13 protein-coding genes and 1 pseudogene are annotated in these 13,098 nt (G+C 72.0%); 11 read left to right on the top strand and 3 right to left on the bottom strand.

Annotation, left to right across the window (positions count from 1 at the left end):
- The first annotated feature begins 70 nt into the window (after positions 1 to 70).
- The 4 genes from pgfA to AC3X7Z_RS12170 are packed head-to-tail and all read left to right on the top strand — an operon-like array spanning position 71 to position 5,370.
- On the top strand, positions 71 to 958 hold the full coding sequence (gene pgfA, locus AC3X7Z_RS12185) for a cell envelope lipid trafficking protein PgfA (protein WP_186342021.1): 888 nt from the start codon (positions 71 to 73) through the stop codon (positions 956 to 958).
- Between the two features lie 25 nt (positions 959 to 983).
- On the top strand, positions 984 to 1,961 hold the full coding sequence (locus AC3X7Z_RS12180; RefSeq protein WP_489976087.1) for an AAA family ATPase: 978 nt from the start codon (positions 984 to 986) through the stop codon (positions 1,959 to 1,961).
- Positions 1,958 to 3,163: a DUF58 domain-containing protein gene (locus tag AC3X7Z_RS12175; protein ID WP_489976086.1), complete on the top strand. Its 1,206-nt coding sequence runs from the start codon at positions 1,958 to 1,960 to the stop codon at positions 3,161 to 3,163. Before AC3X7Z_RS12180 ends, AC3X7Z_RS12175 begins: the two co-directional genes overlap by 4 nt.
- Complete coding sequence (locus tag AC3X7Z_RS12170) at positions 3,160 to 5,370, top strand: transglutaminase TgpA family protein (protein WP_489976085.1); 2,211 nt, start codon at positions 3,160 to 3,162, stop codon at positions 5,368 to 5,370. The genes AC3X7Z_RS12175 and AC3X7Z_RS12170 overlap by 4 nt, the downstream gene beginning before the upstream one ends.
- On the opposite strand, the gene AC3X7Z_RS12165 is transcribed toward AC3X7Z_RS12170, so the two are convergent.
- Entirely contained in the window at positions 5,308 to 6,126 is an 819-nt protein-coding gene (locus tag AC3X7Z_RS12165; protein ID WP_489976084.1) for a class I SAM-dependent methyltransferase, read from the bottom strand. The two genes, AC3X7Z_RS12170 and AC3X7Z_RS12165, sit on opposite strands and share 63 nt — an antisense overlap.
- Before the next feature lie 61 nt (positions 6,127 to 6,187).
- Between AC3X7Z_RS12165 and AC3X7Z_RS12160 the strand changes: the two genes are divergently transcribed.
- The 7 genes and pseudogenes from AC3X7Z_RS12160 (at position 6,188) to AC3X7Z_RS12130 (ending at position 12,051) form a co-directional block, all read left to right on the top strand.
- Positions 6,188 to 7,090 (top strand): phosphotransferase family protein, encoded by a 903-nt coding sequence (locus tag AC3X7Z_RS12160; protein ID WP_489976083.1) that lies wholly within the window; start codon positions 6,188 to 6,190, stop codon positions 7,088 to 7,090.
- A 254-nt stretch (positions 7,091 to 7,344) separates the two neighbouring features.
- Positions 7,345 to 8,826 carry a 30S ribosomal protein S1 gene (gene rpsA / locus AC3X7Z_RS12155; protein WP_186342027.1) on the top strand — a complete coding sequence of 494 codons (1,482 nt, stop codon included), beginning with the start codon at positions 7,345 to 7,347 and terminating at the stop codon, positions 8,824 to 8,826.
- A gap of 145 nt (positions 8,827 to 8,971) precedes the next feature.
- The gene (locus AC3X7Z_RS12150; RefSeq protein ID WP_489976082.1) at positions 8,972 to 9,814 is read left to right on the top strand and encodes a patatin-like phospholipase family protein; all 843 of its coding nucleotides are present in this window, start codon (positions 8,972 to 8,974) and stop codon (positions 9,812 to 9,814) included.
- A 68-nt stretch (positions 9,815 to 9,882) separates the two neighbouring features.
- Positions 9,883 to 10,266, top strand: coding sequence for a MerR family transcriptional regulator (locus AC3X7Z_RS12145; RefSeq protein ID WP_186342029.1), 384 nt, complete (start codon positions 9,883 to 9,885; stop codon positions 10,264 to 10,266).
- A 29-nt stretch (positions 10,267 to 10,295) separates the two neighbouring features.
- Positions 10,296 to 10,757 carry a VOC family protein gene (locus AC3X7Z_RS12140; RefSeq protein WP_489976081.1) on the top strand — a complete coding sequence of 154 codons (462 nt, stop codon included), beginning with the start codon at positions 10,296 to 10,298 and terminating at the stop codon, positions 10,755 to 10,757.
- A 396-nt stretch (positions 10,758 to 11,153) separates the two neighbouring features.
- Positions 11,154 to 11,378, top strand: a pseudogene (locus AC3X7Z_RS12135) (hypothetical protein); the annotation flags it as partial.
- Positions 11,379 to 11,649: 271 nt separating this feature from the next.
- Positions 11,650 to 12,051 (top strand): tyrosine-type recombinase/integrase, encoded by a 402-nt coding sequence (locus tag AC3X7Z_RS12130; protein WP_489976080.1) that lies wholly within the window; start codon positions 11,650 to 11,652, stop codon positions 12,049 to 12,051.
- Positions 12,052 to 12,101: 50 nt separating this feature from the next.
- Here AC3X7Z_RS12130 and AC3X7Z_RS12125 read toward each other — a convergent pair whose 3' ends face one another.
- Positions 12,102 to 12,443 (bottom strand): VOC family protein, encoded by a 342-nt coding sequence (locus AC3X7Z_RS12125; protein ID WP_489976079.1) that lies wholly within the window; start codon positions 12,441 to 12,443, stop codon positions 12,102 to 12,104.
- A gap of 195 nt (positions 12,444 to 12,638) precedes the next feature.
- On the bottom strand, positions 12,639 to 13,097 hold the full coding sequence (locus tag AC3X7Z_RS12120; protein ID WP_489976078.1) for a hypothetical protein: 459 nt from the start codon (positions 13,095 to 13,097) through the stop codon (positions 12,639 to 12,641).
- Position 13,098 lies beyond the last annotated feature (1 nt).

Here is a 13,098-nt window from a genome sequence, read left to right as displayed (position 1 = left end):
CACGATTCCCTACCCGAGGGATCTACTTGCTGGTAGCCTTCGGCGACTTCACTGATCTATGGGGGTACCCGTGCGCAAGGTCATTGCCGGCGTCTTGCTCGGTCTTGGTTCGTTCCTGCTCGTCGCTGCGCTGACCGTGGTGCTCTGGGGCGGCACGGCCGTCCAGAAGACGCCGCTCGACACGGACACGTTGACCAACCTGTCCGGCACGGCCGACAAGCTCAACCCCGCCACGAGCGAGGTCGAGTCGCTCCAGGTCAAGGCAGCCAGCGTGACGAAGGCCGACGCCGAGCTCTCGAGCGACGACGTCGTGGTCTTCGTCAGCACCACCTGCCTGGTGATCGACGACGGCGACACGCCCCAGTGCGTCGACGAGTCCGACGACCGGCTCGTCAGTGCCAGCAGCGACGTGTTCGCCACCAACCGCAACACCGCCCAGGCGGTCAACGACCCGAAGTACGTGCCGCCGAGCTCCGAGGAGAAGTCGGGCCTCGTCAACAAGTGGCCCTTCGACGCCCAGAAGAAGGACTACACCTACTGGGACGGCATGTTGGGCGAGGCGGTCGACGCCACCTACGACGGCACGGAGACGATCGAGGGCCTCGAGACGTACAAGTACCACGTGCTGATCGAGGACCAGCCCGCGGAGGTCGTCGACGGCATCGAGGGCGTCTACTCCCAGGACAAGTACCTGTGGATCGATCCGACGACCGGCTCGATCATCAACCAGACCCAGCACGAGGTGCGCGAGCTCGAGGACGGCTCGACGCTGCTCGACATGCAGCTCGCCTTCACCGACGAGCAGGTCGAGAAGAACGTCGCCGAGGCGAAGGACAACGGCCAGCTGCTCGGCCTGCTGACCACCACGCTGCCGCTGGTCGGGTTCATCGGCGGGGCGATCGCGCTCCTGGCCGGCGGGTTCCTGATGCTGCGCGGACGCCGCGACAAGACCGCCTGAGCCGGGGCCGGGACGCCCCGAGGCAATGTCCGAGCTCACCACGGTCGGACCCGACGACGTCGGGTGGTACGCCGACACGTTCGAGCGGGTCCAGCGCAACGTCGAGACGGCCGTGCTCGGCAAGCCGCATGTCGTACGCCTCTCGCTGGCCTGCCTGGTCTCGGGAGGGCACCTGCTGCTGGAGGACCTCCCCGGCACCGGCAAGACGATGCTCGCCCGCGCGCTGGCGAGGTCGCTGGACTGTTCGTTCGCGCGGATCCAGTTCACCCCCGACCTGCTGCCCTCCGACGTCACCGGCGTGACGGTCTACGACCAGGCGCACGGCGAGTTCTCCTTCCACCCCGGCCCCCTCTTCCACAGCCTGGTCCTGGCCGACGAGATCAACCGGGCGTCGCCCAAGACGCAGTCGGCGCTCCTCGAGGTGATGGAGGAGGGACAGGTCACCGTCGACGGCACGACCCACCAGGTCGGGCGCCCGTTCATGGTGATCGCCACCCAGAACCCGATCGAGCAGGCGGGCACCTACGAGCTCCCCGAGGCCCAGCTCGACCGCTTCCTGATGCGCACCAGCATCGGACACCCCGACGCGGCGTCCACCGAGGCGCTGCTGGCCGAGTCACGCATCCGTGACCGGGCCGCCGACCTCGTCCCGGTCGTCACGGTCGGCGACATCGAGCGGATGGGCCGACTCGCCGACCTCGTCCACGTCGACCCGGCGATCATCAGCTACGTACGCCGCCTCGCCGAGGCCTCCCGCGAGGTGCCCGAGGTACGCGTGGGGCTGTCCACGCGCGGCTGCCTGGCCTGGATCCGTGCCGCCAAGGCCTGGGCGCTGGCCGAGCGGCGGGGCCACGTGGTCCCGGAGGACGTCGCCACGCTGGCGCACCCGGTGCTCGGGCACCGGCTCCTGATGGCGCCGGGGGCGGTCTACGGCGGCACCACCTCCGCCGCGGTCATCGACGACCTGCTCGCGCAGGTGCCCGCCCCGCGCGACCGCGCGTGAGCAAGCGGGCCGGCGCCCGCCGGGCGCCCGCGCGGCGGATGCCGCGGCTCGCTCGCCCGCCCCGCCTGCTGACGCCGCTCGGTCGCGGCGTGCTGGCGACCGCCGTGGTCGCGACGGGCCTCGCCGTGTGGCTCAGCTGGCACGAGTTCACCCAGCTCGCCGTCGCCGCGTTCGGCCTGCTCCTGGTGGCGCTGGTGTGGCAGGTGCTGCCCGGCGCGCTGTCGGGCACCCTCTCGCTCAGGCAGCACCGCACCGTCGTCGGGGCGCCGCCCCCCGTCGCCGTCCTCGAGGTCGAGGCGGGAGCGGCCCCGATGCTCTTCCCGCGCGTGGTGGTGCCACTGGGACCGGCCGCCGTGCGGCTGCGGCTGCCGTTCCTGCGGCCCTTCGCGCGACACCAGGAGGTGGTCGAGGTCCCCGCCCTGCCCCGCGGCGTGCACACCGTCGGCCCGGTGACCTACCAGAAGACCGACCCCGTGGGCCTGATGACCCGCAGCCACCGGCTCGGCGCCGAGCTCGACCTGCTCGTGTCCCCGCAGGTGTGCGACCTCGCCGTCTTCGCCGGCGGCATGACCAGCGACCTCGACGGGGCGACCAGCCGGCAGCTGTCGATGAGCGACCTGGCCTTCCACGCGCTGCGCGAGTACGCCGTGGGCGACGACCTGCGCCACGTGCACTGGCGCTCCTCGGCCAAGGCCGGGCAGCTGCTCGTGCGGCAGTTCCACGAGACGCGGCGCGGTCACGTGACGGTGCTCGTCGATGCCTCACGCGCCTCCTACCCGCGCGAGCACGACTTCGAGCTGGCGGTGTCGGCGGCGACCTCGATCGCACTGCGCGCGGTGCGTGACGACCTCGACACCTACCTGCGGTGCGGGCCGCACCTGGCCCGCAGCCGCCACCCGGTCGCCATGACCGACGTCGCGTGCCGCTTCGCGCTCCACGACGGCGACGACCACGTGGCCTGCGCCGCGGAGGCGGCGGAGGCAGGAGTCGGCAGTGGCCTCGTTGTCCAGGTCACCGGTGCCGCCCGCGGCCTCGTCGACGTCGACGCCGCGGCCGCCCGCTTCGGCCGCGGCGCGGACTGGCTCGTCGTACGCGCCGACAGTGCCACCGAGGCGTCCGCGCGCGACAGCGGTGCCCTGCGTGAGCTCGTGGTGCCCGACCTCGCCGGCCTCCGCGCGCTCCTGGCCCGGGGGATCCGGTGAGGACCCGGCAAGGTGGCGTCGCCGACGCGCTCGTCGTCGTGGTCGTCTGCGCGACGATCCTCTCGATCCTCGACGACACCTTCGCCGACCGCAGCTACCTGGTGGCCGGGCTGGTGCCGGTGGTGCTGCTCGCCGGGCTCGCCCTGGTGACCCGCCGGGTGCACGAGGGCGGGTGGTGGTACTCCCTCGTCGCGCTCGCGGCAGCCGTCCCGGTCGCGGCGTGGGCGGCGCTGCGCGAGCCCGGGCCGTGGCTGGTGCCGACGCTGCGCACGGCCAGCCGGGTGATCGTCGACTCCGTCCACGCCCCCACGACGCTCGTCAGCACGGTCCCGCCCGTGGAGGCGACCGGCCAGGTGATGCTGGTGCCGTTCCTCGTCGGCTTCCTCGCCGCACTCCCGGCGGCCTGGCTCGCCGTCGCCTCGACGCGCCCGCTGGCACCGGTGGTCCCGCTGCTGGCCGCGCTCGCCGCGACCATCCCGCTCGGCGTGCTGGCACCGACCCTGCTGGTGCCGCGGGCCGTCCTCATCGGGGTGGTGCTGCTCGGCTGGGCGGCCGTGCGCGCGCGGCGGAGCGAGTCGTCGGCGCACGGCGCCCGCGGGTCCGGCGCGTCCGCGGTGTCAGCGGTGCTGACGGTGGTGCTGGTGTCGGGCCTGGCCGCGCTCGTCGTGCCGGACGCCGACGACCCCGATCGCGTGCTGCTCCGGGGCCGCAACGACACCCCCTTCGTCGCCGACACCCGGGTGCTCCCCGCCGCCCGGACCCAGGACATCCGCCTGTTCCGGGCCAGGGGCGTGCCCGAGGGCCGCCGCCTTCGGCTGGCCGCGCTCGACCTCTACACCGGGACGGCCTGGGTGCCCGCCGACAGCTCCCCGGGCTCGGACGGCTACGGCACGTTCAAGCGGATCGGGTCCGACGTCTCCGCCCTGCACCCCGGCGCGACGGAGGTCGTGCGGGTGCGGTTCCGGCCGGGCTACTCCAGCGACTGGCTGCCGATGCTCGGCGAGCTGACCAGCATCGACTTCGCCTTCAACCCGGGCCGGACCGACGTCGGCGACGTGCGCTACAACCAGGCCACGGCCAGCGCGCTCGTGCTCGGCGGGGTCGACGTGCGCGACGAGTACCGCTTCGAGTCGGTGCTCGGCGAGGTCGACTTCACCCGCCGCGACGCGACGCGTGAGCCCACCGACGAGCAGCGGCAGCGCGCGGGCGCGTTCCTCGACCCCTACCTGCGCCCGTTCGCCCGCGACGACCTGCTGCCGCTGGAGCGGGTGCTGCTGCTGGCCCGCTACCTGCGGACCCAGGGCACGGTGCGGGTGGCGGAGGAGTTCGACCAGTCGCCCGACATGCTCGGGCGGCGGATGCTGGGCTCGCAGCGGATGAGCGGCACGCCGTTCCAGTACAGCGCGCTCATGGCCCTCGGTGCCTCCCGCCTCGGCGTGGCCGCCCGGGTGGTGACGGGGGCCGAGCCTGACCGGCGGGGCCTGGTCGACTACGGCGACCTGACGACGTGGGTGGAGCTGCAGTTCGCGGACGGCACCTGGCGCCCCCTCGACCTCGAGCGCTACCTGTCCACGCGGGTGGTCCAGGACCCGACCGTGGCGCCGCCGCCGGCCATCGACCCCGCGCAGTTCGTCGAGCGCCAGCTCGACCAGGCGGCGCGGGGGACGGACGGCGAGATCGACCCGCCGCCGGTCCCCGTCGAGCGGACGCCCGGCTGGCAGGTCGCCGCGGCCGGTGCCGCGGTGGTGCTGGGTGCGGGCCTCCTCGGTCTGCTGCTGGTGCCGCTGGTCAAGGTGCTGCGCCGCGCGCGCCGTCGGCGTACGCCGTCGTGGTCGGCGCTCTACGTCGGAGGATGGCAGGAGGTGCTCGACGCGGCCCGCGACCGCGGCACCCCGGTGCCGGAGGTGTGGAGCCGCCTGGCGCAGGCCCGGCAGCTCGACGTCGCTCCCGACCTCGCGCGGCGGGCCGACGCGGCCGTCTTCGCCCCGGCGGCCCCGCCCGCCGAGGACGGCAGGGAGTTCTGGGACGCCTGCCAGGTGGTGCGGCGCCGCCTCGTGGCGGAGGCGGGCAGGCGCCGCCGGTGGTGGTCGCACGTCAACCCGGCGTCGCTCCTGGCGAGCCGGGCCAGGGCTCGGGGGAGCCGCTCAGCCCGGCAGGTGCGCCACGTAGATCGCCGTGCCCGGCGTCAGCAGCCCGCGGACGCGTGACCAGCCGCCCCAGACGCGGTCGTGGTCCTCGGGCCACTCGGGCTCGACGAGGTCGACCAGCCTGAAGTCGTGGGCCGCCAGCAGCCGCACCCAGTCGCCGATCGTGCGGTGGTGCTCGACGTAGGACACCACCCCGGTGGCGTCGTCGACCTCGACGTAGGGGGTGCGGTCCCAGTAGGACTGGGTCGCGGTGAGGCCCGCCTCGCCCGGGTCGTCGGGGAACATCCAGCGCGTGGGGTGGGTGACGGAGTACGCGAAGCGCCCGCCCGGGCGCAGCACCCGCGCCACCTCGGCGACCGCGACGTCGATCTCGCTGACGAACTGCAGGGCGCCGAAGGAGCAGAAGACGACGTCGAAGCTGTGGTCGGTGAAGGGGAGGGCCGTGGCGGTGCCGCGCACGGACGGGACCGCGACGCCGGTCTCCTCGTCGAGGCGCAGCGAGTGCTGCAGCTGGCGGTGCGACAGGTCGAGGCCGAAGCCGCGGCCGCCGTGCAGGCGCACCCAGCGCGAGCACTGTCCGGCGCCGCTGCCGACCTCGAGGACGTCGAGGCCCTCGACGTCGCCCAGGACCCGCAGCTCGTCCTCGGTGTGGCCCTCGGGCCCCCAGACGAAGCCCGCGTCGCCGAGGAACGCGCCGTGGGTGGCCTGGTACTCGTCGGCATAGCGGTCCCAGTCGGGACCGTTGGCGCGACGCGACTCCTGCTCGGAGACCGACCGCCGCTCGACACGCACGGACTGGGGCAGGTGATCCTCCACGTCCCGGAGCGTACTTCCCGCCCGCCGGTGGCCCGGACGGCGCGTGGCACGATGCGGGGCGATGAGTGCCTTCGACGCGTCCCTCGCACCCCTGGCCGGCGGTCACTCGGGGCGGACCTTCCTCGGCGAGGCCGGCGGGGAGCGCGCCGTCGTACGCCTCTATCCTCCGGACGACCCGCGCGGCGCGGCCGCGCCGGAGGTGGACCAGGCGGCCCTGCAGCTGGTGCGCGGCCTGCTGCCGGTGCCCGAGGTGCTCGAGGTGCGGCGGGCCGACCCGGCCGCGGGCCGTCCCGGGCTGCTGGTGACCTCGTGGCTGCCGGGGGAGCGCGGCGACCTCGTCGTCGAGCGACTCACCGCCGCCGGTGACGCCGAGGCGCTGCGCCGGCTGGGCACCCGCACGGGCGCGGTCGCGGGAGCGCTGGCCGGGATGCCGATGCTGCGGCCGGGGCCCTTCGCCGACCCCGACCTCGGCCTGGGCCGCTTCCCCGACATCGGCCTGCTCGAGTGGGTCGAGTCGCGGCTGGCGCACTGGCCCGAGGAGGAGCGCGCGGCGCTGGGGGACGTGGCGTGGCCCGCCCAGGAGCTGCTCGACACGGTGCGGCGCTCGTGTCTGGTCCACAGCGACCTCAACCCCAAGAACCTGCTGGTCGACCCGCACACGCTGGAGGTGACCGGTGTGCTGGACTGGGAGCACGCCCACGCCGGACACCCGTGGACCGACCTGGGCAACCTGCTGCGGTTCGACCGGCACCCGGACTACGTCGACGGGGTCCTCACCGCGTGGACGTCACTGCGCGGGGGCGAGCGCGAGGCCGCCCTCGAGGGCGCCCGCGCCGCGGACCTGTGGGCCCTGGTCGACCTCGCCGCGCGGGAGGAGGAGAACCCCGTGGCGGCCCGGTCGGCGACCCTGCTCCGGGCCGTCGCGGCGACCGGCGACCTGCACGCCTGGCCCTTCGGCACCTGAGCGTCGGGCGGGGCTGCGGCGCCCGCGGGCGGCAGCGGTCGCTGAGCGTGGGCTGAGCGTGCGGCGCCGGTTGGACGCGATGGTGCGCGCACGCGTAGGCTTGGGTGTTGCGTCAGTCGTCTGCCCGGCTTCCATACCGAGCGAACTCGGGCTCGCCGTGTCACCGCGTGTGATCTGTCACCGTCGGAGACCAGTGAAACGGACCGCTGCACGCGTCCGCACGACTCCATCCATCCAAGGGAACCTCCTTCCACATGACGAGCACCCTCTCCACTCTTCCGGACTACGACGCCCCCCAGGTGGCGATCAACGACATCGGGTCCGAAGAGGACTTCCTCGCGGCGATCGACGCGACCATCAAGTACTTCAACGACGGTGACATCGTCGACGGCACCATCGTCAAGGTGGACCGCGACGAGGTCCTCCTTGACATCGGCTACAAGACCGAGGGCGTCATCCCCTCGCGCGAGCTGTCGATCAAGCACGACGTCGACCCCAACGAGGTCGTCAGCGTCGGTGACAAGGTCGAGGCCCTGGTCCTCCAGAAGGAGGACAAGGAAGGCCGCCTGATCCTGTCCAAGAAGCGTGCTCAGTACGAGCGTGCCTGGGGCACCATCGAGCAGGTCAAGGAGGAGGACGGCGTCGTCGAGGGCACCGTCATCGAGGTCGTCAAGGGTGGCCTCATCCTCGACATCGGCCTGCGCGGCTTCCTCCCGGCGTCGCTGGTGGAGATGCGTCGCGTGCGCGACCTGCAGCCCTACGTCGGCCAGACGCTCGAGGCGAAGATCATCGAGCTCGACAAGAACCGCAACAACGTGGTCCTGTCGCGTCGCGCCTGGCTCGAGCAGACCCAGTCCGAGGTCCGCCACGGCTTCCTGACCCAGCTCCAGAAGGGTCAGATCCGCAAGGGTGTCGTCTCCTCGATCGTCAACTTCGGTGCATTCGTGGACCTCGGCGGCGTCGACGGCCTCGTCCACGTCTCCGAGCTGTCGTGGAAGCACATCGACCACCCGTCCGAGGTCGTCGCCGTGGGCGACGAGGTCACCGTCGAGGTCCTCGACGTCGACATGGACCGCGAGCGTGTCTCCCTGTCGCTGAAGGCGACGCAGGAGGACCCGTGGCAGCACTTTGCCCGCACCCACCAGATCGGCCAGATCGTGCCGGGCAAGGTCACCAAGCTGGTGCCCTTCGGCTCGTTCGTCCGCGTCGAGGAGGGCATCGAGGGCCTGGTGCACATCTCCGAGCTGGCCGAGCGCCACGTGGAGATCCCCGAGCAGGTCGTGCAGGTCAACGACGACGTCATGGTCAAGATCATCGACATCGACCTCGAGCGTCGCCGGATCTCGCTGTCGCTCAAGCAGGCCAACGAGACCGCTGCCGCCTCCGACGTGGAGGAGTTCGACCCCACGCTCTACGGCATGACCGCCACCTACGACGAGCAGGGCAACTACGTCTACCCCGAGGGCTTCGACCCCGAGACGGGCGAGTGGCTCGAGGGCTTCGACGAGCAGCGTGCGATCTGGGAGGACCAGTACGCCAAGGCGCACGCCCGCTGGGAGCAGCACGTCAAGCAGCAGGCCGACGCCAAGGTCGCCGAGGCCGAGGCCGGCGAGGCCACCTCGTACTCCTCCGGTGGCGACACCGCGGCCGAGCCCGGTGAGGAGACCGGCGGGTCGCTCGCCTCGGACGAGGCGCTGCAGGCGCTCCGCGAGAAGCTGACCGGCGGTTCCAACTGATCCGCTGATCGACACGCACCACCACGCAGCACCACGACGGCCCGCCGGGACTCCCGGCGGGCCGTCGTCGTTCGTGGTGCCGCGGCGGCCGTGGTGCCCGTGTCGTCGGGCCGCCCGTCAGGGTCGGTCCGATAGAACTGGCGACATGACTGGTCGTGGCACGTCGGCGCTGGTGCTCGGCGGTGGGGGGATCACCGGCATCGCGTGGGAGCTCGGCATCCTCACCGGACTCGCCCGCGAGGGCGTCGACCTCACCGGCGCGGACGTCGTGGTGGGCACCTCGGCCGGCTCCGTGGTCGGTGCCCAGGTGACCGGCGGGCCGTCCCTCGAGGAGCTCTACGCCACCCAGCTCGAGCCCGCCGACGCCGAGCTCGGCGGACGGCTGTCGCGCATCGCGGCGCTCAAGCTCGTCCCGCCCTACGTCCTGCCCGGCAGCGGACGCGACAAGCTGGCGCGCGTCGGCCGGGTGGCCCTGGCCTCGCACGCGCCGGGCAGCGTCGATCGCGAGGCCGTGATCCGCTCGCGCCTGCCCGTCCGGGCGTGGCCCGAGCGCGACCTGCGGATCACCGCCGTCGACACCACCAGCGGGGAGTTCACCGTCTTCACGGCCGACTCCGGGGCCGACCTCGTCGCGGCGGTCGCGGCGAGCTGCGCCGTGCCGACGGTGTGGCCGCCGGTCGAGATCGACGGGCGCACCTACATGGACGGCGGCATGCGCTCGACCGCCAACGTCGACGTGGCCGCGGGCGCCGAGCGGCTCGTCGTGCTCGCGCCGCTGCCGCGCTCGGTCAGCCGGAAGATGTCGATCCGGGCGCAAGTCGAGCGCGTCGCGCCCCGGGCGTGGTCGGTCGTGACCCCCGACGCCGAGGCGCTGGCGGCCTTCGGCCGCAACCTGCTCGACCCGGCCAAGCGCGCCGTCGCCGCGGAGGCGGGGCTGCGCCAGTCGCGCGACCTGGTCGACCGGGTCGGCGCGGTCTGGGCCGCCTGATCGGGCCGGTCGGTCCGCTCGCCGGCGGCACGCAGCCGGGGCCCTCCGGGCCGTGGGATCCTGTGCCGGTGAAGATCGGCCGACTCTCCCACCTGACCGGGGTCAGCGTGCGGTCCATCCGCTACTACGAGGCCCGCGGGCTGGTGCGCCCGACCCGCGACCGCTCGGGCCAGCGCCTGTTCGCCCCCGAGGACGTCGACCGCGTCATCCGCATCCAGGAGATGCTCGCGGCCGGTCTCGGCACCCGCATCATCGCCGAGATCCTCCCGTGCCTCGACGTACCTGTCTCGCAGCGCACGGGCTTCCTCGAGGAGAGGCTGCGCGAGGAGCAGCAGCGCATCGAGGACGAGCGTCGCGAGCTCGACCGTGCCCAGCGCGTGCTGGACGGGCTGCGGGCCGAGCTGTCGGTCGTGCGACCCGACGCGACCCGGCGCGACCCGGCTTGCACCTGACACCGGTGTCAGGGCCGATCCTGTGGAGCATGGACACCGACACCGACAGGAACGTCAGGCAGCTGCGGCTGGTCGTCGAGGCCGCTGACTACGAGCAGGCACTCCACTTCTACCGTGACGTCCTCGGGATGGAGGAGGTCGCCGCGTTCGCCAACGGGGGCGACGACCTCGTCGCCATCCTCGACGCCGGACGCGCCACCCTCGAGATCGCCAACCCGACCCACAAGCGCGTGATCGACGAGGTGGAGAACGAAGGGCGCCCCGGGGCGTCCCTGCGGGTGGCCTTCGAGGTCGACGACGCGGCCGCCACGACCGACGCCGCCACCGCTGCCGGCGCCGAGCTCCTCGCCAGCCCTCGCGAGACGCCGTGGCGTTCCCTCAACTCGCGGCTCAACGCGCCCGCAGGACTCGAGATCACCTTCTTCCAGGAGCTCGAGGACCAGGCCACCAGGGCGAGGACGCCCGGCTTCGGCACCGACGCCGACAGGTGACGGGCTCCGGGCTCGTGCTGGAGGATGCCGGCTGACGGCGAACGACGACAGGAACGAGACGATGGGTCTGGATCCGGACGGGCGCATCGACCTCACTGGGGACGAGCTGCGCGAGGTGGTGAGCTTCGCCGCGTGAGGCGCTGAACGTGTGCTCGAGCTCTTCGAGCGTGCCGCGCCGGGTGATCGGCGCCCGCGGACCGCGATCGAGGCGGCCAGGACGCTGGTAGTCCTGCGCCCTCATCGCGGCAGACCGGCAGAAGCCACCAGTGCCGCGTGTCCCGACGTCCGGATCTGGCACTCATCTCGGCATGTGCGGATCCCGACTGGCTCGAGGAAGCTGAGCGAGGGAACCATGCGCGCGTTGACGAACCTTCCGAGGCGAGGCGTCGTGGACCGATGGACACCAACACTCTCCCCGCCCTGACCGACGCCGACGACCCGATGCTGCGCCTTGCTGTCGCCGCACACCTGGCCCGCTACAAGGGGCAGAGCCGCGCCCACATCGCATCCGACCTCAACACCTACCTGCGCTGGTGCCTGGAGAAGGACCTCAGGCTGCAAGCGCAGCGAGCACATGTCGAGCTCTACCTGCGCTGGCTGCAAGAAGTCCGCCACGTGCGACCATCGACGGTGTCGCGGCGTCTATCCGTGCTGGCCACGTTCTACCGAACCTGTGTCATCGACCAGATCCTTGAGCACTCACCCGCCGAGTACGTCCGACGCCCACACGTCCCACTCGAGTCGCCGACACTCGGGCTCAGCCACCTGCAGTTCGAAGCCATCCTCACCGCCGGCCGCGACTCCGCCAACCCCAACGACTTTGCACTCGTCGCGATGCTCGGACTGCTCGGCCTACGCGTGTTCGAGGCGACCGGCTCGAACGTCCAAGCGCTTGGCGAAGCTCGCGGTCACCGTGCACGGAAAGGGCGACAAGACCGCCCTGGTGCCGCTTCCTCCCGCTGTCGGCCGTGCCGTCGACCAGGCGATCGCCGAACGAACGGTCGGCCCGATCCTGCTCAACCGCTACGGCCGACGGATGGACCGGCATGCAGCCACCCGCCGCCTGCGAGCACTCGCCAGGTCGGCCAACGTCACGACCGCCCGCATGCACCCACACATGCTGCGCCACACGTTCGTGACCACGATGCTCGACGCCGGCGTCGACCTACGCGACGTCCAGATCGCTGCTCGCCATGCCGACCCGCGCACGACCATGCGCTACGACCGAGCTCGCAACAACCTCGACCGCCACCCCAACTACATCCTGGCCGCGTTCATGGCCTCAGCGAGCTGACGACCGCACACGCCGATGTCCGTGCCCACGGTCTGGGGCGCCGCCTGAGTTCATTGTGGTTCGATACAGAACTCGTTGCCCTCGGGGTCACGCAGGGTCACCCAGCCGCGATCCTCTGGACCCCTGTGATCCTCGTGGATCGTGGCGCCGAGGCTGACCGCCCGCTCGACCTCCTCGTCGCGGGAGCGCCGGTCGGGCGCCCAGTCGAGGTGAACCCGGTTCTTGGCCGATCGCGGCTCGGGTACACGGACGAACAGGAGACCCGGCACTTGGCCCGGCGCTTCGACTAGCACCTCGTCGTCGCCGGCTTCATCGATGTCGGAGATCGGCCAGTCGATCAATCGGCTCCAGAACGTTGCCAGCTCGTAGGGGTCCGCGCAATCGATCGTCACGTGACGCAGTCTCATCCTCAGCACCGTAGTCCGTGTTCGCATGAGCCGCACGTCCGCAACATCTCGATCCGAGTGTCCGCCTTGCGCCGAGTGACGGCCAGGTGTGCCGCGTTCAGAGCGCGGATCTGCCGATGAGCGAGCGTGGCATGCGCCCCGGTCGTCGAAGGGTCTGCAGCTGGCTGGTGAGAACATAGATCACTTGGTGACGGTGATCTGATCCCCGGCATTGAACATCGCGACTTCCTCGTACTCGTTCGTCGGGCAGTCCGTCAGTGGCTCGGCAAACTCGGTTCCAAGGTCGGGCAAGTGCGGGTATCCGCCGCCTCCGCTAACCCGATCGCCCAAGGCGACTACTTGACCATCGGACAAGCGGACTGCTTGGGCGTCCGCATCCCACGTCGTGCCGTAAGGCCAGACCACCGGATACCCGCCGACCAGTAGGCACCCGCTCGACATAGATAGTGGGCCTTCGATCTGGGCACTGGCGCCGGAACCGTCTTCCTCGGCAGGGTGCGCAACGACTGGACCGTTCCCGTTGGAAGTTGAGGCGACAACGGCGCTTTCATCGCCGCCACAGGCGGCACCGAGCGCGAGGATCAAGAGACTCGCAGCGGCCATTCGCAATTGCATCACGGGCATGGGACGTTTGAGCACG

It is taken from the genome of Nocardioides sp. Z24_21, assembly GCF_058134345.1.
This window is presented reverse-complemented; position numbering and strand designations above follow the sequence as displayed.

Excerpts from the sequence above, each read along its gene's own strand:
- AC3X7Z_RS12160 (WP_489976083.1), top strand. The coding sequence starts at position 6,188 with ATGAGTGCCTTCGACGCGTCCCTCGCACCCCTGGCCGGCGGTCACTCG.
- AC3X7Z_RS12180 (WP_489976087.1), top strand. The coding sequence starts at position 984 with ATGTCCGAGCTCACCACGGTCGGACCCGACGACGTCGGGTGGTACGCC.
- AC3X7Z_RS12150 (WP_489976082.1), top strand. The coding sequence starts at position 8,972 with ATGACTGGTCGTGGCACGTCGGCGCTGGTGCTCGGCGGTGGGGGGATC.
- rpsA (WP_186342027.1), top strand. The coding sequence starts at position 7,345 with ATGACGAGCACCCTCTCCACTCTTCCGGACTACGACGCCCCCCAGGTG.
- AC3X7Z_RS12140 (WP_489976081.1), top strand. The coding sequence starts at position 10,296 with ATGGACACCGACACCGACAGGAACGTCAGGCAGCTGCGGCTGGTCGTC.